The organism is Pseudomonas sp. R45(2017) (assembly GCF_002112305.1).
Taxonomy (GTDB): domain Bacteria; phylum Pseudomonadota; class Gammaproteobacteria; order Pseudomonadales; family Pseudomonadaceae; genus Aquipseudomonas; species Aquipseudomonas paraglycinae.
The window spans coordinates 804,307-830,624 of record NZ_NEHH01000001.1; the positions used below are offsets into that span (position 1 = coordinate 804,307).

At 60.6% G+C, this 26,318-nt stretch carries 23 protein-coding genes and 1 pseudogene; 12 read left to right on the forward strand and 12 right to left on the reverse strand.

Annotation, left to right across the window (positions count from 1 at the left end; all coding sequences use genetic code 11):
- Window positions 1-157: 157 nt before the first annotated feature.
- The 8 genes from cyoE to hmpA all read right to left on the reverse strand — a co-directional run bounded on the left by cyoE (window position 158) and on the right by hmpA (window position 8,317).
- Complete coding sequence (gene cyoE / locus CAF74_RS03715; RefSeq protein WP_007956716.1) at window positions 158-1,045, reverse strand: heme o synthase; 888 nt, start codon at window positions 1,043-1,045, stop codon at window positions 158-160.
- A 10-nt stretch (window positions 1,046-1,055) separates the two neighbouring features.
- Window positions 1,056-1,391, reverse strand: a complete 336-nt coding sequence (gene cyoD, locus CAF74_RS03720; RefSeq protein ID WP_007956718.1) for a cytochrome o ubiquinol oxidase subunit IV — start codon at window positions 1,389-1,391, stop codon at window positions 1,056-1,058.
- Window positions 1,391-2,017 carry a cytochrome o ubiquinol oxidase subunit III gene (locus CAF74_RS03725; RefSeq protein WP_007956720.1) on the reverse strand — a complete coding sequence of 209 codons (627 nt, stop codon included), beginning with the start codon at window positions 2,015-2,017 and terminating at the stop codon, window positions 1,391-1,393. The genes cyoD and CAF74_RS03725 overlap by 1 nt, the downstream gene beginning before the upstream one ends.
- A gap of 3 nt (window positions 2,018-2,020) precedes the next feature.
- Entirely contained in the window at window positions 2,021-4,051 is a 2,031-nt protein-coding gene (cyoB, locus tag CAF74_RS03730) for a cytochrome o ubiquinol oxidase subunit I (protein ID WP_007956721.1), read from the reverse strand.
- Window positions 4,052-4,054: 3 nt separating this feature from the next.
- A complete protein-coding gene (gene cyoA / locus CAF74_RS03735; protein WP_011335843.1) occupies window positions 4,055-4,996 on the reverse strand; it encodes a ubiquinol oxidase subunit II in 942 nt (313 codons plus the stop codon).
- Between the two features lie 824 nt (window positions 4,997-5,820).
- Window positions 5,821-6,330 (reverse strand): disulfide bond formation protein B, encoded by a 510-nt coding sequence (locus tag CAF74_RS03745; protein WP_007956723.1) that lies wholly within the window; start codon window positions 6,328-6,330, stop codon window positions 5,821-5,823.
- A gap of 25 nt (window positions 6,331-6,355) precedes the next feature.
- Entirely contained in the window at window positions 6,356-6,916 is a 561-nt protein-coding gene (locus tag CAF74_RS03750) for an ester cyclase (RefSeq protein ID WP_085745337.1), read from the reverse strand.
- A 219-nt stretch (window positions 6,917-7,135) separates the two neighbouring features.
- Window positions 7,136-8,317 (reverse strand): NO-inducible flavohemoprotein, encoded by a 1,182-nt coding sequence (gene hmpA / locus CAF74_RS03755; RefSeq protein WP_085745338.1) that lies wholly within the window; start codon window positions 8,315-8,317, stop codon window positions 7,136-7,138.
- A 163-nt stretch (window positions 8,318-8,480) separates the two neighbouring features.
- On the opposite strand from hmpA, the gene norR reads away from it, so the two are divergent.
- The 5 genes from norR to CAF74_RS03780 all read left to right on the forward strand — a co-directional run bounded on the left by norR (window position 8,481) and on the right by CAF74_RS03780 (window position 12,950).
- Window positions 8,481-10,037 (forward strand): nitric oxide reductase transcriptional regulator NorR, encoded by a 1,557-nt coding sequence (gene norR / locus CAF74_RS03760; RefSeq protein ID WP_085745339.1) that lies wholly within the window; start codon window positions 8,481-8,483, stop codon window positions 10,035-10,037.
- Between the two features lie 307 nt (window positions 10,038-10,344).
- Window positions 10,345-11,247, forward strand: a complete 903-nt coding sequence (locus CAF74_RS03765) for a chemotaxis protein CheV (RefSeq protein ID WP_011335848.1) — start codon at window positions 10,345-10,347, stop codon at window positions 11,245-11,247.
- A 27-nt stretch (window positions 11,248-11,274) separates the two neighbouring features.
- Window positions 11,275-11,733 carry an N-acetyltransferase gene (locus tag CAF74_RS03770; RefSeq protein ID WP_085745340.1) on the forward strand — a complete coding sequence of 153 codons (459 nt, stop codon included), beginning with the start codon at window positions 11,275-11,277 and terminating at the stop codon, window positions 11,731-11,733.
- 62 nt (window positions 11,734-11,795) lie between these two features.
- Entirely contained in the window at window positions 11,796-12,113 is a 318-nt protein-coding gene (locus tag CAF74_RS03775) for a hypothetical protein (RefSeq protein ID WP_085745341.1), read from the forward strand.
- An 87-nt stretch (window positions 12,114-12,200) separates the two neighbouring features.
- On the forward strand, window positions 12,201-12,950 hold the full coding sequence (locus CAF74_RS03780; RefSeq protein ID WP_085745342.1) for a YkgJ family cysteine cluster protein: 750 nt from the start codon (window positions 12,201-12,203) through the stop codon (window positions 12,948-12,950).
- Here the strand turns inward: CAF74_RS03780 and CAF74_RS03785 are convergent.
- From CAF74_RS03785 to CAF74_RS03795, 4 genes and pseudogenes are all read right to left on the reverse strand, one after another.
- A complete protein-coding gene (locus CAF74_RS03785) occupies window positions 12,947-14,050 on the reverse strand; it encodes a methyl-accepting chemotaxis protein (RefSeq protein WP_371857321.1) in 1,104 nt (367 codons plus the stop codon). The two genes, CAF74_RS03780 and CAF74_RS03785, sit on opposite strands and share 4 nt — an antisense overlap.
- Window positions 14,051-14,254: 204 nt before the next feature.
- Window positions 14,255-14,536: pseudogene (locus CAF74_RS29560) on the reverse strand (PAS domain-containing protein); the annotation flags it as partial.
- A gap of 147 nt (window positions 14,537-14,683) precedes the next feature.
- Window positions 14,684-14,911: a hypothetical protein gene (locus CAF74_RS03790; RefSeq protein ID WP_085649354.1), complete on the reverse strand. Its 228-nt coding sequence runs from the start codon at window positions 14,909-14,911 to the stop codon at window positions 14,684-14,686.
- Between the two features lie 134 nt (window positions 14,912-15,045).
- Complete coding sequence (locus CAF74_RS03795) at window positions 15,046-15,402, reverse strand: DUF6124 family protein (protein ID WP_085745344.1); 357 nt, start codon at window positions 15,400-15,402, stop codon at window positions 15,046-15,048.
- A gap of 921 nt (window positions 15,403-16,323) precedes the next feature.
- Here CAF74_RS03795 and CAF74_RS03800 point away from each other — a divergent pair.
- From CAF74_RS03800 to CAF74_RS03830, 7 genes are all read left to right on the forward strand, one after another.
- Complete coding sequence (locus CAF74_RS03800; protein WP_085745345.1) at window positions 16,324-17,484, forward strand: efflux RND transporter periplasmic adaptor subunit; 1,161 nt, start codon at window positions 16,324-16,326, stop codon at window positions 17,482-17,484.
- Entirely contained in the window at window positions 17,481-20,582 is a 3,102-nt protein-coding gene (locus tag CAF74_RS03805) for a multidrug efflux RND transporter permease subunit (RefSeq protein ID WP_085745346.1), read from the forward strand. The genes CAF74_RS03800 and CAF74_RS03805 overlap by 4 nt, the downstream gene beginning before the upstream one ends.
- Window positions 20,583-20,590: 8 nt before the next feature.
- Window positions 20,591-21,268, forward strand: a complete 678-nt coding sequence (locus tag CAF74_RS03810) for a heavy metal response regulator transcription factor (RefSeq protein ID WP_011335857.1) — start codon at window positions 20,591-20,593, stop codon at window positions 21,266-21,268.
- Window positions 21,258-22,622 (forward strand): heavy metal sensor histidine kinase, encoded by a 1,365-nt coding sequence (locus CAF74_RS03815; protein WP_085745347.1) that lies wholly within the window; start codon window positions 21,258-21,260, stop codon window positions 22,620-22,622. The genes CAF74_RS03810 and CAF74_RS03815 overlap by 11 nt, the downstream gene beginning before the upstream one ends.
- Before the next feature lie 296 nt (window positions 22,623-22,918).
- A complete protein-coding gene (locus tag CAF74_RS03820) occupies window positions 22,919-23,140 on the forward strand; it encodes a hypothetical protein (protein WP_085745348.1) in 222 nt (73 codons plus the stop codon).
- Between the two features lie 195 nt (window positions 23,141-23,335).
- Complete coding sequence (locus CAF74_RS03825) at window positions 23,336-24,652, forward strand: OprD family porin (RefSeq protein WP_085745349.1); 1,317 nt, start codon at window positions 23,336-23,338, stop codon at window positions 24,650-24,652.
- Between the two features lie 108 nt (window positions 24,653-24,760).
- Window positions 24,761-26,266, forward strand: a complete 1,506-nt coding sequence (locus CAF74_RS03830) for a sensor domain-containing diguanylate cyclase (protein ID WP_085745350.1) — start codon at window positions 24,761-24,763, stop codon at window positions 26,264-26,266.
- Window positions 26,267-26,318: the final 52 nt, after the last annotated feature.

Here is a 26,318-nt window from a genome sequence, read left to right on the forward strand (position 1 = left end):
CGATTTCTAGCTAGTCGTTTCGAGGGAATGGCTGATAACCCCACCCTTTTGGGAGAGAGTCCGTTCGCGACAAAGGGCGTCGTTTCTCCATCATCCGAGCAACAAAAAACCCCGCTCATCTCTCGATGAACGGGGTTTCTCGTACAACGTTCGAACCTTACGGCGCGTACGTCAGCAGCAGCTCGGTCGGCACCTTGAAGTCCAGGGACATCATGACGCTCAACGCGGTGATGGTGAAGATCGAGAACACGAACAGCTTGCGTGCCCAGACCGTGTCATCCACCGCCTTGTAGCCGGTCCAGGCCATGTACAGCCAGTACATGCCCATGGCCGCGGCGACGGCGAGGTAGCTCATGCCGGCGTAACCGCTGAAGGTCAGCATCAAGGTCGCCACGAGGAAGGCCAGGATGTAGATCAGGATGTGCTTCTTGGCCACCTGGATCCCGCGCTTCACTGGCAGCACCGGAATCGATGCGGCCAGGTAATCGTTGAAGCGGAAGATCGCGATGGCGTAGGAATGCGGCATCTGCCACAGGCTGAACATCACCAGCAGGGTCAGCGCGGCCATGTCGAAGCTGTTGGTCACGGCCACGTAACCGATCACCGGCGGCATGGCGCCCGACAGACTGCCCACCAGCGTGCCGTGAACCGACTTGCGCTTGAGGTACAGGCTGTAGAAGCCGACGTAGATGATGAAGCCGATCACGGCGAACAGGGCAGCCAACGGGTTGGCCACCTTGTACAGCAACGCAACGCCGGCGACACCCAGGACGGTCGCATAGACCAGGGCCAGTTTCAGGGAGATCAAGCCCTGGACCAGCACCCGGTTCTTGGTGCGTTCCATCTTCAGGTCGATGTCGCGGTCGATGCAGTTGTTGAACACGCAACCGGAGGCCACAACCAGGGAAGTGCCGATCATGGCTGCCAGAAACACGGCCAGATCGACATGCCCTTTCGAGGCCAGGAAGAACCCGCCTGCCACAGAAAGCACGTTACCGAAAATGATCCCCGGTTTGGTGATTTGGATAAAGTGCTTGAGCGACATCGGGTTTACCTCACTTCGCCATCATGTAGGTGTGGATGCTGAACATGATCCACAGCGACAGCCCGACCAGCAGCACGATCACGATGGCCGTAAAGACGAACGCAATCACGTTGTTACGTTGAGCGATGGAACGGTCCAGGTGCAGGAAGTAATACAGGTGAACGATCACCTGGATCACGGCGAACAGCAGGACGATTGCCAGCGTCGTCGACTTCGGCAGGGTCGGGAACATCACCAGGCCGAACGGGATGACGGTCAGGATTACCGACAGGATGAAGCCAATGGCGTACGACTTTACGCTGCCGTGGCCAGCATCATGGCTGTCATGGGAGTGTGCATTAGCCATTACAGGGTCCCCATCAGGTAAACAACGGTGAATACGCAGATCCACACCACGTCCAGGAAGTGCCAGAACAGGCTCAGGCAGCTCAGACGGGTCTTGTTGGTCGCCGTCAGGCCGTGCTTGTTGACCTGGTACATCATGATGCCCATCCAGATCAGACCGGCGGACACGTGCAGACCGTGGGTACCGACCAGCGTGAAGAACGCCGACAGGAAGCCCGAACGGCTAGGACCGAAGCCCTCGGAGATCAGCAGGTGGAACTCGTTGATCTCCATGGCGATGAAGCCTGCACCGAGCAGGAAGGTCATGAACAACCAGCCCAGAACCTGCTGCTTCTTACCTTTGTACAACGCCAGCATGGCGAAGCCGTAGGTGATCGAACTGAACAACAGCAGAGCGGTTTCGCCCAGCACGTATGGCAGTTCGAAGATGTCGTGGCCCGACGGGCCACCGGCGACGTTGTTTACCAGTACCGCGTACACCGCGAAGATCGACGCAAACAGAATGCAGTCGGTCATCAGGTAGAGCCAGAAACCGTATACGGTCATCTCGCCCGAGTCGTGGTGATGGTCATCGTGCCCATGGTCATGACCATGGGCGTGTCCAGCATTGGTCACTAAGTTCGACATTGTTTAAGCCTGTTCCAACTTGGTTTCAACACGGGTTGCGGAAGCAGGGATCTTCCCGGCCGCTACCAGACGCTTGTGCTGCTCGGCTTCGATGCGCTCGATTGTTTCAACCGGCACCATGTAGCCCTGATCGTCACGTGCTGCGTGAATCACGAAGTAGATGACAGTGCCGGCCAGGCTGGCGATCGCCAACCACCAGATGTGCCAGATCATCGCGAAACCGAACACGGTCAGCAGTGCGCCCATCACCACGCCAGTGGCGGTGTTGTTCGGCATGTGGATCGGTTCGTACTTGGCCGGAGCCTTGTACGCAGTACCGTTTTCCTTGGCCTCGGTGAACGGATCGATGCAGTCTGCTTTTGGCAGTACAGCGAAGTTGTAGAACGGAGGTGGCGACGAGGTCGACCATTCCAGGGTATGGGCATTCCACGGGTCACCGTGTTCGCACATGTTTTCCGGCTTGTTGCGGTCACGCACCGACACGTACAGCTGGATCAGCTGGCAGGCGATACCCACAGCAATCATCACCGCACCGAACATGGCAACGTACAGGTACGGTACCCACTCAGGGTTGGTGGTGGCGTTCAGACGACGGGTCATGCCCATGAAGCCCAGAGCGTAGAGCGGCATGAACGCGACGAAGAAGCCCGAGATCCAGAACCAGAACGCTGCTTTACCCCAGCCTTCGTGCAGCTTGAAGCCGAACGCTTTCGGGAAGTAGAAGCCGAAGCCTGCGATGTAGCCGAATACCGCGCCGCCGATGATCACGTTGTGGAAGTGAGCGATCACGAACAGGCTGTTGTGCAGAACGAAGTCAGCACCCGGAATGGCCAGCAGTACGCCGGTCATACCGCCGATGGCGAAGGTCACCATGAAGCCCAGGGTCCACAGAACCTGGCTGGTGAAGCGCAGACGGCCCTGGTAGATGGTGAACAGCCAGTTGAACAGTTTCACACCCGTCGGGATGGAAATCAGCATCGTCGCCAGACCGAAGAAGGCGTTGACGCTGGCACCCGAACCCATGGTGAAGAAGTGGTGCAGCCAAACCATGAAGCCCAGTACCGAGATCGCGCCCGAGGCGTAGATCATCGAGTGGTGGCCGAACAGTTTCTTGCCGGTGAAGGCCGAGATGACTTCCGAGAAAATGCCGAACGCCGGCAGGATCAGGATGTAAACCTCAGGGTGGCCCCATGCCCAGAACAGGTTGACGTACATCATTGGATTGCCACCAAGTTCATTGGTGAAAATGTGGAAATCCATGTAACGGTCAAGGGTCAGCAGTGCCAGGGTAGCGGTCAGGATCGGGAACGAAGCCACGATCAGAACGTTTGCCCAGGTGCAGGTCCAGGTGAAGATCGGCATGTCCATCAGTTTCATGCCTGGGGTACGCATTTTCAGCACGGTCGCGAGGAAGTTGACCCCCGTTAACGTTGTACCCAGACCCGATAGCTGTAGCGCCCAGATGTAGTAGTCCATCCCCACGCCAGGGCTGTATTGCAGACCCGACAGCGGTGGATAGGCAACCCAGCCGGTCTTGGCGAATTCGCCGACGCCCAGGGACAGGTTGATCAGCACGACGCCGGATACCAGCAGCCAGAAGCTCAGGGAGTTCAGGAACGGGAACGCAACGTCACGCGCGCCGATCTGCAGCGGCACTGCAAGGTTCATCAGGCCGGTGAAGAATGGCATCGCCATGAAGATGATCATGATCACACCGTGAGCGGTGAAGATCTGGTCATAGTGTTCAGGTGGCAGGTAGCCAGGCGAACCCTCGGTGGCCATGGCCAGCTGGGTACGCATCATGATGGCGTCGGCAAAACCGCGCAGCAGCATGACCATGGCGACGATGATGTACATCACGCCGATTTTCTTGTGGTCGACCGACGTCAGCCACTCGGTCCACAGGTAAGTCCACTTCTTGAAGTAGGTGATTGCAGCGAACAACGCCAGACCACCGAGCGCGATCATCGAGATGGTGACCATCACGATCGGCTCGTGGAAAGGGATCGCTTCCCAACTTAATTTACCAAACATCGTTTACTCCTCTGCCCCGGCAGCTGAATGCGAATTCGAGTCCATATCCGTTGCCGCCACTTCTTTCTCTTTCTTCTCGTGCTTCAGCGGCTTGCCCGGTTTCATGCCTTCGTACTTGTCGACGATGGTCTGGAACAGGTTCGGCGTGACCGAGGAGTAGAGCTCGACTGGATTGTTCTGGCTTGGCTTGGCAAGGGCTGCGTATTCAGCGGCTTCAAGCTGTTTAGGTGCCTTTTTGACTTCACTTACCCAGGCGTCGAAATCTTCCTGAGAAGTTGCGATCGCTTTGAATTTCATACCGGTGAAACCAGCGCCGCTGTAGTTGGCGGAGATACCGTCCATTTCAGCGTTGCGGTCAGCGATCAGGTGCAGCTTGGTGGTCATGCCCGCCATCGCGTAGATCTGGCCGCCCAGGCCCGGGATGAAGAACGAGTTCATCACCGCGTCCGAAGTGATCCGGAAGTTAACCGGGGTGTGCGCCGGGAACACGATCTTGTTGACCGTGGCGATGCCTTGTTCCGGGTAGATGAACAGCCACTTCCAGTCCAGCGCGACCACTTCGATGGTCACAGGCTTGACGTCGGATTCGATCGGACGATACGGATCCAGCGAGTGGGTCGACTTGTAGGTGATGTAACCCAGGGCAATGATGATCAGGACCGGGATGGTCCAGACTGCCACTTCGATCTTGGTCGAGTGCGACCATTTCGGGGTGTAGACGGCGTTCTTGTTCGAGGCACGGTACTTCCAGGCGAACAGGAAGGTCATCACGATGACCGGCACAACGACCAACAGCATCAGCAGCGTGGCGGTGATGATCAGGTTGCGCTGTTCCAGGCCGACCTGGCCCGTTGGATTGAGCAAGGTCATGTTGCAGCCTCCCAGCAACAACGTGCCGAGCAGCGGCACTAGGCCTAGTAATCTGGGGTACCTGTTTTTACTCATCTCACGACCTCTAAAGCAGCTTGCGCAATGCAGTTGGGTTTTGATCGCCAACACTTCACCCTGCCAAGGGTTGGCATTTTCTTTGGATTGAATAAGGGCCGCCCGTCGCGCGTCAGACGCTCGACAAAACCTGGGACAGCGGTCAGTTCTTATTCGAATTCGTGGTCAAAGGCCTTGTTACAGACCAATTCCATTTGGTGCGGAAAGTTGGAAGGCACCGACACCTGGGTGTCTCGCAAGCCTCTCGGCTGCTCGACACCCGACTTCCTGCTCGCCTCCTTAATAAAGGCTGAACAGTGCCGGGAATTCAGTGCGGGCGATTGTAGATAGGTAGCGCCCTATACACCATGTCTTATCCCGAAATAATTTTTATCGCTCCGAGCAACAATCCATCACCGTTTTTGCAAAAGTTCCGCATGTTATCGAAATCGATTCTCAACAAAAACACCAAAAAATGTAGGTCTATCGGCCTCAGTTCAGACAGCTCCGAGGGGTTTTTCCCACGGCGCGATCCGCGCAAAGCCCGATATGCCAAGGCTTTTGGCCATCTGCCGGAGTCTGTTAAAACTGCCTGATCCGGCACACGCGTGCAAAAACCGAAAAACGCTGAAACAGACCAATCCTTTTTTGTAACAGCACTCCAATCCGGGCCTGTGAAACGAGCTGCGACACGGCCTGTGTGACAACATGTCGCACACCTGTCGCACCCTTCCTTGCCGTTCGTCACGGTGTTTTCACACAGACCCTGAAATGCAAAACGCCTCGATCTGCGTCACCGCAAATCGAGGCGTTTGTTTTATCGGCGCACGCGCCGAAAAGTTGATTCAGCGCAACGCTTTTCGGTTACGCGAGGTCAGCAGCGGCACCAGGATCACCACCAGCACGAAGGCCACGAGTGCCCATTGCGCCAGCGAAAGGCCGAGGATCGGCGGGTACGGCGTCGAGCAGAAACCGTCGACCTGGAAGCCCAGCGGGAAGATCTTTGCCAGCGGCAGGTCATCGACGATCGGTTGCAACACATCGATGCCGCAGCTCACCGCCGGATAGAACTGGGTGTACACGTGATGCCCGGCGACACCGGCCCCGGCGATGGCGCAAATCACCACCAGCACCTCGAACACCGTGATGCTGCGCCGGGTGCGCATGGCCGCGCCGATGAACGCGAACAGCGCGATCAGCAGCAACGCATAACGCTGCAGGATGCACAGCGGGCATGGCGCCTCGCCCAGCACGATCTGCATGTACAGCGCGCCGCCGATCAGCGCCAGGCAGATGATGCCCAGCAACACCAGATAGCGCCGCTCACGTCCCAATCGAATCGTTTCCTCGCTCATCGCGTTTCCCTTTCATGTCCATGGTTCAGCTGGCCGGCGGCTGCGCTTGCAGTTGCGCCATCAGGCTGATGTTGTCTTCGATATGCCAATTGGCCGCGATGCGACCGTTGTCGATCTGATAGATATCGGTTGCCCGGAAGTCTACACGCTGGCCCTGCCCTTTGAGAGCCTTGAACGTGCCGGTGAAATGCCCGCGAAAGTGCAGATGCACCACCACGCGATCCCCGGCGACGATCATTTGCTCGATCTCGCAACTCACGTCCGGCACCGCCGTGCGAAAGAACTTCGACGCCAGCAGCGGCCCGGTCGGCCCCTGCACCCGGCCTTCCGGCGGGGTCTTGTCGACGAACTGCGGCGACAGGGCGGCGGTGGCCAACGCCTCTTCACCCGTGTTCCAGAAACTGCCGTAACGCCGCGCCGCCAGTTCCATTGCATCTCGCTGGGCCTTGGGCAGGCTCTGATCGACGATCAGGGTCTGGGGTTCGATCAAGGTGGATTCGGCGAACGCGAACGGACTGGACAACAAGGCAACCGACAGGCCCAAAGTGGCCAGGCTGAAACGACGGGAAGAGGCGAAGTGCGACATGGGGGCGATCCTGATCATGTAAACGAACGAGCGCCTATCATCAGAATCGGGGAATAAACGATAAACCGGTTAAGAAACGATTAACCTTTAAACAGAATTTAAGAATCAGGACCGCGCCGACCCCTTTCGCGAGCAGGCTCGCTCCCACATTGGATCTGTGTCGCACACAAATCCTGTGGGAGCGAGCTTGCTCGCGATTGAAGGCGACTCGGTTCCGGATTATTCCAGAGCAGCAGCCGGCCCGAAGAACTCATACCGGCTCTGCTTCTCAGGTACACCCAGCGCCTTCAGGTGACGCTTGATCGCCCCCATGAAGCCTTTCGGCCCGAGGAAGTAGGCGTCCACATCACGCTCCGCCGGCAGCCACTCGCCCAGTTGTTCCTCGCTCAACAACCCGACCTTGTCCGCCGCCGGGCTCACACCATCATCTTCGGCGTAGCAATAGAAGCGCTTGAGCTGCGGATGACGCGCGGCCAGCCCGTCGATCCAGTCACGGAACGCGTGCACGCTGCCGTTGCGCGCACTGTGGATGAAGTACACCGGACGCTCGGTTTCCAGCGCCGCTTCCAGCATCGCCAAAGTCGGAGTGATGCCGACGCCGCCGCTAATCAGCACCAGCGGCTTGTCGCTGGCCGTCAAGGTGAACTCCCCCGATGGCGGGAACAGCTGGATGCTGGCGCCGACATGCAGTTGATCGTGCAGGTAATTGGAGGCACGGCCGCCCGGTTCGCGTTTGACGCTGATGCGGTACTGACCTTTGTTGGCCAGTGCCGACAGCGAGTAATTGCGGCGGATTTCTTCGCCGTCGAGGATCAGCTTCATGCCGATGTACTGGCCTGGCTCGGCTGCGAGAATCGGGCCCTTGTCCGCCGGCTCGAAGTAGAACGAAATGATTTCCGCGCTCTCCTCGACCTTGGCCGCGACGATGAACTCCCGCGCCCCGCGCCAGCCGCCGACGGCTTGCTCTTTCTGGTCATAAATGGCGGTTTCGGCGCCGATCAGGATCTCGGCCAACTGACCGTAGGCTGCGCCCCAGGCGTTCATCACTTCCGGCGTGGCGGTTTCTTCGCCGAGTACTTCGGAGATGGCGCGCAACAGGCAGGTGCCGACGATCGGGTAGTGTTCCGGCAGGATCTGCAGGGCCACGTGCTTGTTGATGATCTTTGCCACCAGATCGCCCAACTGGTCGAGTTGATCGATGTGGCGGGCGTACATCAACACGCCGTTGGCCAGGGCGCGGGGCTGGTCACCGCTGGCCTGGTGGGCCTGGTTGAACAGCGGGCGGACTTCCGGGTACTCGGAGAGCATCATGCGGTAGAAATGGGTGATCAGCGCTTCGCCGCCGCTTTCCAGCAGAGGCACAGTGGATTTGACGATGGCACGATCCTGGACGCTAAGCATAAGGGTGACTCCTGAGCTTTCTCTAAAAGTGCCTTATCCATTCCAGTATTCGTGCCAACTATTTTTTCTATACAAATCAATAGCTTGAAAATTATGTAGTCAGATCGACACAAGTGCCTCTATAGTCGCTTCGACTACAACGTGTCTCTTTGACTACAAGCTTATGTCCGCCAAATCATTGCTCACCGCCCTGCTCCCACTGGTCTCCGACCTGTCCCGCGAACTGCCCGAAGGCGAGCGCTATCGACGCCTGCTCGAAGCCATGCGCGCCCTGCTGCCCTGCGATGCCGCCGCACTGTTGCGCCTTGACGGTGAATGGCTGGTGCCGCTGGCGGTGGATGGCTTGAGCACCGACACTCTTGGTCGACGCTTCAAGGTCAGCGAACACCCGCGCTTCGAAGTGCTGCTGGCCGGCGAAGGGCCAACGCGTTTCGCCGCCGACAGCGACTTGCCCGATCCTTACGACGGACTGGTCGACGGCCTCGACGATCATCTTGAAGTTCACGACTGCCTCGGCTGTCCGTTGTTCGTCGATGAAAAGCTTTGGGGCCTGATTACTCTCGACGCCCTCGATCCCGAGCGTTTCGAACCGATCGAGCTCGACGCCCTGCAAGCCTTCGCCAGTCTCGCATCGGCCACTGTGAATGCCGCTGAACGCATCGAGCGTCTGGCAATTCGCGCTGAAGACGAACACCAGCGCGCCGAGGTTTATCGTCAGGCCAGCGGTCAGCAAAACCGTGAAATGATCGGCCAGAGCAAGGCCCACAAACGGCTGGTGGAAGAAATCAATCTGGTCGGCGGCAGCGACCTGACCGTGCTGATCACTGGGGAAACCGGGGTCGGCAAGGAACTGGTGGCCCAGGCCATTCACGCAGCCTCCAAGCGCGCCGACAAACCGATCATCAGCCTCAACTGCGCGGCGCTGCCGGACACGTTGGTGGAAAGCGAACTGTTCGGCCACGTGCGCGGCGCCTTCACCGGCGCCACCAGCGACCGGCGCGGCAAGTTCGAACTGGCCAACGGCGGCACACTGTTTCTGGATGAAGTCGGCGAGTTGTCGCTGACCGTCCAGGCCAAGCTGTTGCGGGTTTTGCAGAGCGGCCAGTTACAACGTCTGGGTTCGGACAAGGAACACCAGGTCGATGTGCGCCTGATCGCCGCGACCAACCGCGACCTGGCTGAAGAAGTGCGCAGCGGCCGCTACCGCGCCGACTTCTACCATCGCCTCAGCGTCTACCCGTTGCGGGTACCGGCGCTGCGAGATCGGGGTCGCGATGTGTTGCTGCTCAGCGGCTATTTCCTAGAACAGAACCGCTCGCGCATGGGCCTCAACAGCCTGCGCCTGAACAGCGACGCCCAGGAGGCGTTGCTGGCTTATAGCTGGCCGGGCAACGTGCGGGAACTGGAACACTTGATCGGACGCAGTCCACTGAAAGCGCTGGGCAACTGCAAGGTGCGGCCGAAGATTCTCAGCCTGAGCGCGATGGACCTCGATCTGCCGCGCGAGGTTGTGGATAACTCGTCGGTGCCGTCCGAAGCGACTGCCGCCCTGCCATTGATCAGCGGTGACCTGCGCACCGCCACCGAGCAGTATCAGCGGCAGTTGATCAGCGCGGCGCTTGAGCGCAATCAGGACAACTGGGCCAGTGCCGCCCGCGAACTGGGGCTGGACCGGGCGAATCTGGCGCGGATGGCCAAGCGGTTGGGGATGAAAGGCTAAAAGCACACCCTCACCCTAGCCCTCTCCCTGAGGGAGAGGGGACTGATTGGGGGATATTGCAGAAATCCGCCGACGTGAACGATCTTTACTGAATCCAGATCGACTCGGTCATTCAGGTCGATGTACAACGCCAGACACCTCGGTCGGCCCCCTCTCCCTCCGGGAGAGGGCTGGGGAGAGGGGCTCTGGATCTCAAAGCCACCCGACAACTAACCTAAAGCCCAACCTTTTGACGCCGATAACCCGGCATCAATAGTTTCTGGCGATTTCCACTCTCGCCCATCACCTTTTTCCACAGAAGGTTTTTATGTCTTCCAACAAAGCCCGCGCAGATTCACTTTCGCTTCTGCTGTTTACCTTGCGCAGCGGCAAGCTGATGGCGATCAACCTGCTGAAGGTCAGTGAAATCATCCCCTGCCCGCCGCTGACCAAGCTGCCGGAGTCGCACCCGCACGTCAAAGGCATCGCCACCCTGCGCGGCGCTTCGCTGTCGGTGATCGACCTGAGCCGCGCCATCGGCGAGCGGCCGCTGGAAGATCCGAACGGCGGCTGCCTGATCGTCACCGACGTCAGCCGTTCGAAACAGGGCCTGCACGTGCAGGCGGTGAGCAAGATCGTGCATTGCCTGACCACCGACATCAAACCGCCGCCGTTCGGTTCCGGCGGTTCGCGCGCTTACATCACCGGCGTGACCTCGGTGGACGGCACGCTGGTGCAGGTGCTGGACATCGAAAAAGTCATCCACGGCATCGCCCCGGCGCAGATCGAAATGGCCCCGACCGAGCTGAGCATGGAAGACGCCGAAGTGCTGGGCAACGCACGGATTCTGGTGGTCGACGACAGCCAGGTGGCGCTGCAGCAATCGGTGCACACCCTGCGCAACCTCGGCCTGCAATGCCACACTGCGCGCAGCGCCAAGGAAGCCATCGACTGCCTGCTGGACCTGCAAGGCACGGCGCAGCAGATCAACCTGATCGTCTCCGACATCGAAATGTCCGAGATGGACGGCTACGCCTTCACTCGTACCCTGCGCGAAACCCCGGACTTCGCCCACCTCTACGTGTTGCTGCACACCTCGCTGGACAGCGCGATGAACAGCGAAAAGGCCCGCCTCGCCGGCGCCAACGGCGTGCTGACCAAGTTCTCCTCACCGGAGCTGACCCACTGCCTGATCGAAGCGGCCAAGCATGTCGCTGCTCAGGGTCACTGAGTCTTGAGCGAGACGTTCTGCTTCCTGATGCGGCGCGACCTGAGCCAGGACGTGCCCGCCATCGAATGGCCGAACGGCATCGAACTCACGACCTACAGCGCCGAACACGCATCCGCCGTGCATGAACTGATGCAGATCGGCTACCGCGAAGGCGGTGGCCGGGTGCCGGCGCTGGACGTGTGGCAAAAGCAGTTTGAAAACGACCCGGAATACGATCCGGCACTGTGTTTCATCGCCAGCGATGCCGAAGGCGTCATTGGGGTGGCGCAATGCTGGACCAGTTCCTACATCAAGAACCTGGTGGTGCATCCTCGCGCCCAAGGACGTGGATTGGGTCGGGCTTTGCTGCTTCATGCATTCAAGGCGTTTCAGGATCGACGCGAAGGATTTGTCGACCTGAAGGTGCTGGAGAGCAATCAGCGAGCGCAGCGCTTGTACGAAATGTCTGGAATGTATGTGGTTCGCCGGGAAATGGTGCCGGACTGACAAACTAAAATCCTGCGGCATGTTCCAACCTTGGCGATCAAACCTCCAAGGATGCCCGAACCATGAAACGCCTCGCCCTCTCCGTGCTTTGCCTCATTGCCCCGTTGGCCCACGCCTCCAGCCCCGATGCCTGGGCGGCCTACGACAAAGCCGTGCTCGCCAGTTGCACCAAGGCCAGCGGCCTGAAAAACGCCAAACCGGTCGGCAACGCCGCGCAATTCGATGATCGCGTCGGCTACACCGCGCTGTTGCTGCAAGGCCAGTACCCGCAAAAACACATGAAGGGCCAGCAAGGCACCGAGCTGTGCCTGTACAACAAAAAGTCGAAAACCGCGTTCGTCAGCGAATGGGACTCGATCCGCCCGACCGCCAAACCCTGAGCGCATGGCGCACAACTTGCTTCACTCCGGGCCTGTACGGCGGCTTTACGTCGCCGATTCACACCCTGATTGAAGATTGCCCGCTCAATGAATACGACCTTTTCCTGCGTAGGCTGCGGCAAATGCTGCACCGATCACCACGTGCCCCTGACCCTGGCCGAAGCCCGCATGTGGGCGGCTGACGGCGGTCAGGTGATCGTGCTGGTGGAGGCGTTTCTTGCCAACGGCCTGGGCCTGCCGGAACAGCAGCGCGAACATGCGCAACGGCGTTCGGCGGTGGTGCGCAGCGGAATGTCCGACGCCCATGTGGCGATCACTTTCGCGGCCTACAACGTCGGCCCCTGCCGGAATCTTGACGAAAACAAACTGTGCCGCATTTACGAGCGCCGGCCGCTGGTGTGCCGCATCTATCCCGCCGAAATCAATCCGCACATTCCGTTGAATCCTGCGGCCAAGGACTGCCCACCGGAGTCGTGGGAGCAAGGGCCGGATCTTATCGTCGGCGGAGAACTGGTGGATCAGGAACTGGTGACGCTGATCCAGCGCTCCCGTCAGGCGGATCGCGACGACATCCGGATCAAGGATGCGATCTGCGGCTTGCTCGGCATCCGCACCACCGCGCTCAAGGGCGACGGCTTTACCGCTTACTTGCCGGACATGGGCGCGTTTGCCTCGGTGATTGATCAGGTCACGGCGCAGCCATTGAGCGAAGTTTCCAGTGAATGGCTGTTCCATGTCTCCGGCGACGACATCGCCGGGCAAGTACGGGCGGCCGGGGCACAAGTGGTGTCCGAGCCGCCACAGACCTACGCGTTCATTTCACTGCGCGCGGCCTAAGCGCCCTGCCGCCGCCCCCAGAACTCCCGCGCCAGCGAACGCAAATCCCCCGCCAGCCCCGCCACATCCTGTGAGTTGAGCTGGCTCTGGCGCCCCTCATCCACCGTCAACTCACACGCCGTGCGAATGCTGACGATGTTGCGGTTGATGTCCTCGCTCACCGCGCTCTGTTCTTCGACCGCTGCCGCAATCTGCAGGCTCATCTCGGTAATCTGCTCGACCCGCCCGCTGATCCCGTCCAGGGCCTGGGCCGCACGCTGCGCCTGTTCGACGCTGTTATCCACATGCTCGCTGCTCTGCTGCATCACCAGCACCGCATCCCGCGCGCCGTTTTGCAGGGTGCTGATCATCCGTTGAATCTCGTTGGTCGATTGTTGAGTGCGCTGAGCCAGACCGCGTACCTCATCGGCCACCACCGCAAATCCACGTCCCGCATCCCCGGCCCGCGCCGCTTCGATCGCCGCGTTGAGCGCCAGCAGATTGGTTTGTTCGGCGATGCTGCGAATCACCTCCAGCACCCCGGAAATCTCGCTGCTATGACCTTCGAGCTGATGAATCACCTCGGTCGCCCGCCCCAACTCCTCGGCCAGCCGCAACACCGCACTGCGACTCTCGCCCACCAACAGATGACCTTCACGGGTTTCCGTCCCCGCCATATCCGCCGCTACCGACGCCTGCTGCGCATGGCTGGCGACCTCGGCCACACTGGCCGCCATCTGATGAATCGCCGCCGCCACCTGATCGGTTTCCGCCTGCTGCGCCAACGTGCTGGTGTGACTGCTATGCAGATGATCCACCAGTTGCGCCGCATGTCCGGCCAGCCGTTGCGACGCATCACCAATCCGCCCGACCACCGCGCCGACCTGCGCTTCGAGCATCTGCAACGCAAACTCGATCTGCCCGAACTGATCCCGCCGCCCGGTATAAATGCCCTGACTCAACGGGTTGTCGGCAATCAGCCGGGCACGCTCGGTCAGACGCTCCAGCGGCCGCAACAACCAACCCACGCCCAACGCACACGCACCACTGCCGGCCACCAGCGCAGCGGCCTCGATGCCGATGGACTCCGGCCGCAGCCAGGCTTCAATCCCCAGCACCACCGCCAGTACCGAACTGGTCAACGCCATGATCTTCGCCCGCAAACTCAAGCTTGGCAGCCGCTGCCACCGCGCCACCCGCCCCTCACGCAACTGCGCATACGCCCGCTCCGCCGCCGCCATCTGCCGCGCATCCGGCCGCGTGCGCACCGACTGATACTCCACCGCCGCACCGTTCTGCGTGACCGGCGTGACATAGGCACTGACCCAGTAGTGATCACCGTTCTTGCAACGATTCTTCACCAGCCCCATCCACGACCGCCCGCGCTTGAGCGTCTGCCACATATGGGCAAACGCCTGCGCCGGCATGTCCGGATGACGCAGCAAATTGTGCGGCGCACCCAGCAGCTCGTCGCGGCTGTAACCGCTGATCCTGATGAAATCGTCGTTGGCGTAGGTGATCGCGCTGGTCAGATCGGTGGTCGAGAGAATGTTCGCATCCGGCGCAACATCGACATTGCGCCCGGTCACCGGGAGATTGATCTTCATGGAAAGCGCGCTCGTTTTATTGGAAAGAGTCGGCAGGGCTGCTGACTCTAAGCGCACTCACTGGTTAAACGTTGATCTGGCTCAGGAACTGAGCAATTAGCCATCACTGTGACCGAAAATCACAGCGACGGCCGAGGCGGGATGGAATCAGCGCTTGCCCATCGAACGGCGAGTACCCGAAGGCGCCACACCCGGAATCTTGGCGTGACGATCACCGTCCTTGCCCTTGAACTGCGGCTGCTTCGCCGCTTTGGCAGCCGCCAGCTCACCTGGCTTGAACGGGAACTTGAACGCAGGAATGGTCGGCTTGGTATCGCCGGCCTCAGCCAGCTCTGCCGGGACATCGCTCACAGCGTTGTCGATTGGGGAAGTCATGAAAGCTCCGCGAAGCAAAAAGACCGGCCCGGTGGACGAGCCGCGAAAGCGCGCAGTATACCTGCGTGAGCGGAGTTTAAAGAGTCCCAAAAAGGGTACGACCTGTGCCTTTTCGGGACTCTTCGACTAGCGGATCACGTTTGCGGATCAACCCGATCCAGCGCCCGGTTCACCGCCAGCTCCGCCAGCATGATGATCTGCTGGATTCCCAGTGCCGTACTGCGCTGCGGGCCCGAAAGCTCATTGGCGAAATTGCTGGCGATGGTACTGGCCGACGCCAGGGACTCGCAGGCATTGGCCAGCAGGCTTTCGGTGTCGACGTTGGGAGTGACCATATACATCGTGCTCGGGCGCGGTTTGGTGGGGTTGGGGCAGAGGTAGTAGTCGAGGGCGCGTTTGATGGCTTCGCGGTTACGGGCGAGGTCTTCGGCGCGCATGGCCTCTTCGAGTGGGGTGGATTCGAGGGGTGGGTCGGGTATCAGTTTGTCCATGAAAAACTCCTACTTGGCTATGGAGCCATCCCTTGTCGTTTCCACACGACAAGAGGTGGCAGCTGTACGCAGGGTGGAAAACCGATAAGTAGGCAACCGGCCAGACCGAAGTCTGCCTGCGCACAGCCGCCGCGACGCAGTTTGCAGACGAAAGAAGACATCGGCAACGATTACGGGGAGATGCTTTGCAACTACTTGAAATCAGGTTTCCACACCTGTTCGCTGAATTGGCAGCGACAGCCAAAGACTAGAGAGCGCACTTCCGACGGACAACCTGAAAACCTTGTGGGAAGGATCTGGTGTAGTTGTTGAGATTTAAACAACCTCAAAAGCTCCCCTCACCCTAGCCCTCTCCCGGAGGGAGAGGGAACTGACGGTGTTGTTTATACGGAATACACCGACCTGAATCACCGAGCTGAACTCCAGTTTTGAGCAGCACCGCACTACGCTCTTCACCACTCAAAACGATGAGCGTTAGCTCGAGTACCGCTCTTGACGTGCCGGCCCCATCGGAAGGCTGAGTGGAGGGATTTATACGGGGGTGGGAGCGCAGCGACCGTGCGGCGCAGCCGCATGCATCGAGAGGAGGTGCAGCGAAGCAAACCGTAGGCGATGCCCCCGGATGAATCCCGGAACGAAGGAACGCCGAGCCACAGCGAGGCGCCGAACGCAGGGGCCCAGACCTTTGGTTACTTTGGGGCGTTTGCCAAAGTGACCCGCTGTAAGAGCGGAACCGCCAGCCGCAACACCCGAAAAAACGGATATTCACCCCAAACACCCAAAGCATGGCCGGCCCAAAGGCCGCCAAGTCAAAAGCCGAAACTGACAGCGCCGTCAGTTAGCCGTCACCCTCCTGACCCCCAAACAAGTTTATAAAGACAAAACCTGCCCAAACCCCGTCCCCCCTGGCGCCCCACAAGCATGCAAACCCAGAAGAAAAAAGCCCTGCTCGCCACCCTGCTGATCGCCCTCGCAGCCGCCGGTCTGTGGTACGCATACAAACCCGCCCCGGCCAAACTCGCCGCCCCCACCGCCATCCCGGTGCGAGTCGTCGCCGTCAGTGAAAAAGACGTCCCCCGCTACACCAGCGGCATCGGCTCGGTCCTCTCGTTGCACAGCGTCGTGGTGCGCCCACAGATCGACGGCATCCTCACCAAGCTCCTGGTCAAGGAGGGCCAACTGGTGAAACAAGGGGACCTGCTCGCCACCATCGACGACCGCTCGATCCGCGCCAGCCTCGATCAGGCCCGGGCGCAACTGGGCGAAAGCCAGGCGCAACTGCAAGTCGCCCTGGTCAACCTCAAGCGCTACAAACTGCTCAGCGTCGACGACGGCGTATCGAAGCAGACCTACGACCAGCAGCAGGCACTGGTCAACCAACTCAAAGCCACCGCCCAGGGCAATCAGGCCGCGATTGACGCGGCACAGGTACAACTTTCCTACACCCAGATTCGCTCCCCGGTCACCGGCCGCGTCGGCATTCGCACGGTCGACGAAGGCAACTTCCTGCGCATGACCGACACCCAGGGTCTGTTCACCGTGACCCAGATCGACCCGATCGCCGTCGAGTTTTCCCTGCCCCAGCAAATGCTGCCGACCCTGCAAGGCCTGATCAGCGACCCGCAGCGCGCACAGGTCAAGGCGTACATCGGCGCCGACACCGACGGCGAAACCGGCAACCTGCTGGGCGAAGGTCACCTGACCCTGATCGACAACCAGATCAATGCCAACACCGGCACCATCCGCGCCAAGGCCGAATTCGACAACCCGAACCAGAAGCTCTGGCCCGGCCTGCTGGTGACGGTAAAGATTCAGACAGCGCTAGATAAAGATGCGCTGGTGGTTCCGCCCACCGTCGTACAACGCGGTCTCGATCAGCACTTCGTGTACCGGGTCAACGGCGACAAGGTTGAAGCCGTGCAGGTGCAAATGGTTTATCAGGGCAGCGGCCAGGACATCATCAAGGGCGTGAAACCCGGCGACCTATTGGTCAGTGACGGCCAGTCGCGGCTCAAGCCCGGTTCGACCGTGCAGGTCATGAGCGAACCGCCGCAGGTGGTGCAAGCGGAGCCCAAGCCATGAAGCAGCACAAAGGCGTTTCGACCTGGTGCATCGATCACCCGGTGGCGACGATTCTGCTGACCATCGCGCTGGTACTGGTCGGGTTGATTGCCTTCCCGCGCCTGCCGATTGCCCCGCTGCCGGAAGCGGAATTTCCGACGATCCAGGTCTCCGCCCAACTGCCCGGCGCCAGCCCGGACACCATGGCTTCGTCCGTGGCCACGCCGCTGGAGGTGCAATTCAGCGCCATCCCCGGCATGACCCAGATGACCTCCAGCAGTGCGCTGGGCTCCACGTTGCTGACCCTGCAATTCACCCTCGACAAGAGCATCGACACCGCCGCCCAGGAAGTGCAGGCCGCGATCAACACCGCCGCCGGCAAACTGCCGAAAGACATGCCGACCCTGCCGACCTGGAAGAAGGTCAACCCGGCGGACAGCCCGGTGCTGATCCTCAGCGTCAGCTCCACGCAAATGCCCGGCACCGAACTCAGCGACCTTGTGGAAACCCTGCTCGCGCGTCAGATCAGTCAGATCGACGGCGTGGGCCAGATCAACATCACCGGTCAGCAACGTCCGGCAATCCGCGTTCAGGCTTCGGCGGACAAACTGGCGGCCATCGGCCTGACCCTCGCCGATATTCGTGTGGCGATCCAGCAGACCAGCCTCAACCTCGCCAAAGGTGCGCTGTACGGCGATTCGAGCATTTCCACGCTGTCGACCAACGACCAGTTGTTCCACCCCGAGGAATACAGCCAACTCATCGTTTCCTACAAGGACGGCGCCCCGGTTCACCTCAAGGATGTGGCGAAAGTCGTCAACGGTTCGGAGGATGCCTACGTGCAAGCCTGGGCCGGCGATCGACCGGGCGTGAACCTGGTGATCTCCCGCCAGCCCGGCGCCAACATCGTCGAAACCGTAGACCGGATTCAGGCCGCCCTGCCCGGCCTCGAAGCCATGCTGCCGGCCTCGGTGCAGGTCAAAACCCTGATCGACCGCACCCAGACCATCCGCGCCTCGCTGCATGAAGTGGAAATCACCTTACTGATCGCGATCCTGCTGGTGGTGGCGGTGATGGCGCTGTTCCTGCGCCAGCTGTCGGCGACGATGATTGTCTCGGCGGTGCTCGGCGTGTCGCTGACTGCCAGTTTCGCCTTAATGTATTTACTCGGCTTCAGTCTGAACAACCTGACCCTCGTCGCCATCGTGGTGGCGGTGGGCTTCGTGGTCGACGATGCGATCGTGGTGGTGGAAAACATCCACCGTCACCTCGAGGCCGGCGACAGCATGCGCGACGCCGCGATCAAGGGCGCCGGCGAGATCGGCTTCACCGTGGTGTCGATCAGTTTCTCGCTGGTGGCGGCGTTCATTCCGCTGCTGTTCATGGGCGGCGTGGTCGGGCGTTTGTTCAAGGAATTCGCCCTGACGGCCACTTCGACCATCATGATTTCCGTGGTGGTCTCGCTGACGTTGGCGCCAACGCTGGCAGCGCTGTTCATGCGCAAACCGGTGCATCACGCCCATGACAAACCGGGCTTCAGCGAACGCCTGCTCGGCTGGTACGAAAAAGGCCTGCGCCGCGCCCTCGCCCACCAGAAACTGATGATCGGCGTGTTCGGCATTTCCGTTGCGCTGGCGATTGGCGGCTACGTGTTTATCCCCAAGGGGTTCTTCCCGGTTCAGGACACCGGTTTCGTCCTCGGCACCACCGAAGCCGCCGCCGATATCTCCTACAGCGACATGGTGAAAAAACACCTGGCAATGGCCGAAATCGTCGCCGCCGACCCGGCTGTCCAGGCGTTTTCCCACTCGGTGGGCGTGTCCGGCAGCAACCAGACCATCGCCAACGGCCGCTTCTGGATCGCCCTGAAAAAACGCGGTGACCGCGATGTTTCAGCCAGCCAGTTCATCGACCGTATTCGTCCGCAACTGATGAAAGTCCCCGGCATCGTGCTTTACCTGCGCGCCGGCCAGGACATCAACCTCAGTTCCGGCCCGAGCCGTGCGCAGTATCAATACGTGCTCAAGAGCAACGACGGGCCGACCCTCGCCACCTGGACCCAGAAACTCACCGAAAAGCTACGCAGCATCCCGGCGTTCCGTGACATTTCCAACGACCTGCAACTGGGCGGCAGCATCACCCACATCAGCATCGACCGCAGCGCCGCCGCGCGTTTCGGCCTGACGGCGAGTGATGTCGACGAGGCGCTGTACGACGCCTTCGGCCAGCGGCAGATCAACGAGTTCCAGACCCAGGTCAACCAGTACAACGTGATTCTGGAGCTGGACACCAAGCAGCGCGGCAAGGCCGAAAGCCTCAACTATTTCTACCTGCGCTCACCGCTGAGCGGAGAGATGGTGCCGCTGTCGGCGCTGGCCCGATTCGACGCGCCGACCATCGGCCCGCTGTCCATCGCCCACGACGGCATGTTCCCGGCTGCCAACCTGTCGTTCAACCTGGCGCCCGGCGTGGCACTGGGCGACGCGGTGATCCTGCTCAATCAGGCCAAGGCCGAGATCGGCATGCCGACCGCGATCAGCGGCAACTTCCAGGGTGCGGCGCAGGCGTTTCAGAGCTCGCTGAAAAGTCAGCCGTGGCTGATTCTCGCGGCACTGGTGGCGGTGTACATCATTCTCGGCGTGCTCTACGAGAGCTTCGTCCATCCGCTGACGATCATTTCGACCTTGCCGGCGGCGGGTCTGGGTGCGGTGATCATGCTGTGGATCTGCGGCCAGGACTTTTCGATCATGGCGTTGATCGGGTTGGTGCTGCTGATTGGTATCGTGAAGAAGAACGGCATCCTGATGATCGACTTCGCCCTTGAAGCGCAGCGTCATCGCGGGCTGTCGCCGCAGGATGCGATTTTCGAGGCGTGTATCACGCGGTTCCGGCCGATCATCATGACCACCCTCGCCGCCCTGCTCGGCGCACTGCCGCTGATGCTCGGTTACGGCACCGGTGCCGAACTGCGCCAACCATTGGGGATAGCGGTTGTGGGCGGCCTGCTGGTCAGCCAGATGCTGACGCTGTTCACCACGCCGGTCATATACTTGTGGCTTGAGCGGCTGTTCCACAAGCCCAAACCTGCGCCCATCGCGGCGCTGGCAACGACAGACTGAGGCGGGTCATGCGCGTTCTGATTATCGAAGACGAAGAGAAAACCGCGGACTACCTGCACCGCGGCCTGACGGAACAGGGTTACACCGTGGATCGGGCCCGCGACGGCGTCGAGGGTCTGCACCTGGCACTGGAAAGCGACTACGCGGTGATCGTCCTCGACGTGATGCTGCCGGGCCTCGATGGCTTCGGCGTACTGCGCGCATTGCGTGCGCGCAAGCAGACGCCGGTGATCATGCTCACCGCCCGCGAGCGGGTCGAAGACCGGATCCGCGGCCTGCGCGACGGCGCCGACGATTACCTCGGCAAACCTTTTTCCTTCCTCGAACTGGTGGCGCGCCTGCAAGCGCTGACCCGGCGCAGTGGCGGTCATGAACCGGTCCAAGTGAGCATCGCCGACCTGTGGATCGATCTGATCAGCCGCAAGGCCACCCGCGCCGGCACCCGGCTGGATCTGACCGCGAAGGAATTTTCGCTGCTCAGCGTGCTGGCCCGGCGTCAGGGCGAAATCCTCTCGAAAACCGCGATTGCGGAAATGGTCTGGGACATCAATTTCGACAGCGACGCCAACGTGGTCGAAGTCGCGATCAAACGCCTGCGAGCCAAGCTCGACGGGCCGTTCGACGAGAAACTGCTGCACACGATCCGCGGCATGGGTTATGTGCTGGAGAGCCGTGGTGTCCAGTAATTCCATCGCCCTGCGCCTGAGCGGAATGTTCACGCTGGTGGCGCTGCTGGTGTTCCTGTTGATCGGCGGCGCGCTGTATCAACAAGTGGACAAAGGCCTGGGTCTGTTGCCGGAAGCGGAACTCGATGCGCGTTACAGCGTGCTTGAGTCCGCGCTCAACCGCTATGGCACCCCCGAGCATTGGGTGAAGATCAACGCCAAGCTCAAGCTGCTGGGCGAAGAAGACAAGCGCATCCGTTTCTGGGTGGTCAGCGGCAATCCGGGCTACGAGTTCGGCGAGCCGGATGCCTTGATTCGCGCGTTTGCCCAAGGCCCGTTGGGCATGCGCGATCTGCAACTGCCCGACCATCCTTATCCGCTGAAAGTGCTGCTCACCGAACTGCCAGCCAAGGATCAACGCCCGCCGCTGCGCTTCATGATCGGCATCGATACCGAGACCTTTCACCAGACCCAGCATCAGTTGCTGATCGCGCTGGTCAGCCTGGCGGTGATCGGCGTGCTGCTGGCATCGGCATTGGGATATTGGGTGGCGCGGATCGGCCTCAAACCACTGATCAAACTGTCCCACGAAGCCCAGCGTCTGGCGCCGCCGTTGCGGGCCGGGCGCCTGCGTCTGTCGCCGTTGCCGCCGGAGCTGGAGCAGTTCGTCGACTCGTTCAACTCGACGCTGGAGCGGGTTGAACAGGCCTATTCGCGGCTCGAATCCTTCAACGCCGACGTCGCCCATGAGCTGCGCTCGCCGCTGACCAACCTGATCGGCCAGACCCAGGTCGCCCTCACTCGCGGACGCTCCGCCGAGCATTATTTCGAAGTGCTGCAATCCAACCTCGAAGAGCTGGAACGCCTGCGCTCGATCATCAACGACATGCTGTTCCTGGCCAGCGCCGACCAGGGCAGCAAGGCCACCAAACTGACGTCCACCTCGCTGGCCGATGAAGTGGCGACCACCCTCGAATACCTCGACTTCATTCTCGAAGATGCGCAGGTCCAGGTGCAGGTAAGCGGCGACGCGCGGGTACAGATCGAGATCGCCCATCTGCGCCGGGCCTTGATCAATCTGCTGAGCAACGCGGTACAACACACCGCGCCCGGTCAGGTGATCGAAGTGCAGATCGCGGTCGAGGAACATCAGGTCAGCATCGGCGTGGCCAACCCCGGTTCGCCGATTGCCAGCGAACATTTGCCACGCTTGTTCGAGCGTTTCTACCGGGTCGATGCGTCGCGCAGCAACAGCGGCAACAACCACGGACTGGGGCTGGCGATCGTCAAGGCGATTGCGCTGATGCATGGCGGCGATGTGTTCGTGCGCAGTGATCGCGGGATGAATACTTTCGGAATCCACCTCCCGGTCTGAAAAGCCCCCTCACCCTAACCCTCTCCCAGAGGGAGAGGGGACTGACCGAGTTGTTCTTTCGAGTTACGCCGACCTGAAAAATCCAGTCGAACTCAGGCTTTGAAAAGCATGAAGATCGGCTCCCTTTCCCCCTCGCCCCCTTGGGGGAGAGGGCTGGGCGGGCGGCGTTCCGATGAGGGGGTGACTTTTGCTTTTGCTGTAACAGTCATTTATGAAAATCACGCTGTTTCCCAACGCCCGGCAACCTTATCTTTGCCCGCACCAAACAGCACTTGCCAAGCAAGAAGGTTTTCAAGATGTCCAACAGTATGGGTATTGCCAGCGCTTTCGTTTTGTCCTCATTGATCCTGTCGCCGATGGCGATGGCTGAAGAATCGCAGTCGTTCGTAGCGCAAAACGCCGCTCGCGCTCACGCATTCGAACAGCATCAGGCAGAAGTGATGGCCAAGGCTCAAGACGCCACGCAAGCCCCTCAGGCCGCAACTTCCCAGACTCAGGCTTCAGAGAAAGAGAGCTGAGTCGCGCACCGCTCCGTTTCCCTCGACGCGGTTGTTTGGCTCTTCCCGTTCAACCGTCGTCCTTGCAGGCCGCTGATTTTCAGCGGCCTTTTTTCGTTGTGGTCTGTAAGCTGTCCGGTTCGTCTTTAACAATTAGAAACATCCCGCACCTCAAGACATTGAAGTGTCAGTTGACCCCAAGGAGCTTTACCGCACGTGCGTTACCCAGTTCGCTTCACCCCGCTGTTCATTGCAATTGCCGCAACGATTGCCCCCGCCGCCCACGCTGCCGAATCCGAGAAACAGGGTTTCGTTGAAGGCGCGAGTCTCAACCTCAACGCCCGCAACTACTACATGAACCGCAACCGCCTGCAGCAGACGGATGACAACATCGAGTGGGGCCAAGGTTTCCTCGGCAAATTCGAGTCGGGCTACACCGAAGGCACGGTTGGTTTCGGCATCGATGCCCACGCCATGCTCGGTCTCAAACTTGATGGCGGTGGCGGCACCGACAACTCCAGCATCCTGCCGGTCAGTGACGGCAGCGGCAAAGCGCCGGGCTCGTTCTCCACGGCGGGCGGCACTCTGAAAATGCGTGCGTTCGATACCGAGCTGAAGGCCGGCGATCTGTTCCTCGCCAACCCGGTGATCGCCGGTGGCGAGACGCGCATGCTGCCGCAGACCTTTCGCGGCCTCAGCCTGACCAACCACAGCTTCGATGGCTGGATGATCGAAGGCGGCCAGGCCAGCTTCACCAAGCCCTACAACCAGAGCGGCCACAAACGCATCGGCACCTCTTACGGCACCCTCGCCGACGGCGACAAGAGCCAGCACCTGAACTGGGCCGGCGTGGCCTGGAGCGGCGTCGAAGGCCTGACCAGCAGCCTGTACGCGTCCGAGCTGAAGGACATCTGGAACCAGTACTACTACGACCTCGACTACACCTGGGCGCTGAATGATCGGGTGACCCTCAACCCGGGCCTGCACTTCTATCACACCCAAGACACCGGCGACGCGCTGCTGGGCAATATCGACAACAACACCTACAGCCTGCATTTCACCGTCGGTATCGGCAACCACAGCGTTACCGCTGCATACCAGCGGGTCAACGGCAACACGCCGTTCGATTACATCAGCCAGGGTGACAGCGTTTACCTCGACAACTCGCAGCAATACTCGGACTTCAACGGCCCGAACGAGCGCTCGTGGAAACTCAAGTACGCCTACGATTTCGCCGGCGTCGGCCTGCCGGGCCTGACCTCGGCGCTGTCTTACTCGCGCGGCACGCTGGACCTGACCAAGGTCGATCCGGGCAGCAAAGGTTACGCCTTTTGGTACAGCGCCGAAGGCCGCAACGCCAAGCATTGGGAGCGGGACATCGATCTTAAATACGTGGTGCAGAGCGGCCAGGCCAAAGACCTCGCGGTGCATCTGCAATGGGCGACCAACCGTGGCGGCAACGGTTACGGCGCGCTGGATACGGACACAGATGAATACCGTGTGATCATCGACTACCCGATCAACGTCTTCTAAGATCGGCGCTACAGTAAAAGGCCAGCCTGATGCGCTGGCCTTTTTCTTGCCTGTGGCAGCGAAGCGGGTACGACTACGCTTACAAGAATCCCTTACCGAAACCGAACCATGATCGCGAGCCGCACCCCTACCGTTCCCGGCACGACCGGACGCTCCGAGCTGCTGCTGATCCTCGGCAGTCTGCTGAGCGTGATCGCGATTGTGTGCATCGTGACGTTTCTGCTGATCCGCGAACACGCCAACGCGCAGGAATCAGCCACCCGCGGCGCCACCACCATCGCCCAGCTGATCGACGCCGACGTGCTGCGCACCGTCGAGCTGTATGACCTGACGCTGCAAGGGCTGATCGCTGCCGCCCAGCGTGACGACCTGAAAGATGTGTCACCGCAGATTCGCCATCTGGCGTTGTTCGATCGCTCTACTACCGCGCGCTTCAAGGGCGACATCCTGTTGCTCGACAAGCATGGCGAGGTGATCGCCGATTCCTCGCGGGTCGATCCGCTGCCAGGCAATTTCGCCGACCGCGACTACTTCCTCGCCCACGCCTTCAACCGCGACACCGGCATGTTCATCAGCCGTCCGTTCAAACCCCGCTGCGACTGCGATGACGCGAACCAGTGGCGGATCAGTTTCAGCCGGCGCATCTCTTCGGACACCGGCGAGTTTCTGGGCGTGGCCGTGGCGTCGATGAAACTCGATTACTTCGATCAGCTGTTCAACAGTCTCGACATCGGCATCGACAGCACCCTCAACATCATCAACAACGACGGCATCCTGCTGGCGCAGAAGCCTTATCTGCAGAGCGATTCGATCGGCAAGAGCTTTGCTGCCCGGCCCAATGTGGTGCGGATTCTGCGCGACAGCAACGGCAATGGCAGTTTCAACAGCATTTCGAGCATGGATTATCAGCAACGGCTGTACACCTATTCGCGGGTCGGCAATCTGCCGCTGACGGTGATCGTTGCCCTGTCCAGCGAGGAAGTGTTCGGCGCGTGGCGACGCACGGCGATCCTGATCAGCGGCGCCACCGGCGTGCTGTGTGCCGGCCTGCTGTGGCTGACCTGGCTGCTGGCCCGGGAGCTGCGACTGCGGCAACGGGCCGAACACGAACTGGCGCAACTGGCGGCGACCGATGCCCTGACCGGGGTCGCCAACCGGCGGATGCTCGACCAGTCGCTGCGCCACGAGTGGTTCCGCGCCCAACGCTCGGGCCAACCCCTGTCATTGCTGATGATCGATGCGGACCACTTCAAGGCATTCAATGACCGCCACGGGCATCAGGCCGGGGATCAGGCGTTGCGTGAACTGGCGAGAGTGATCACCGCCAATGTGCGGCGTCCGGCGGATCTGGTGGCGCGGTATGGCGGTGAGGAGTTTTCGGTGATCCTCGCGGAAACCGACAGCGTCGGGGCGCAGCAGATCGCCGAGCACATTCGCGCAGCGGTGGAACAACTGCCAAGCGTGAATGAAGACCAGTCACCTATGACCGTAAGCATCGGCATCAGCACCTGGACGGCGACGAGCGAGATCAGCCTGGAGCAGTTGTTGTTCGCGGCGGACAGGGCGTTGTATCAGGCCAAGGAAGGTGGGCGAAACCGGGTCGTCGTGGCCTGAAAACAGGCATAAAAAAAGGCCACCCAAAGGTGGCCTTCAAAAAACTAGAGAG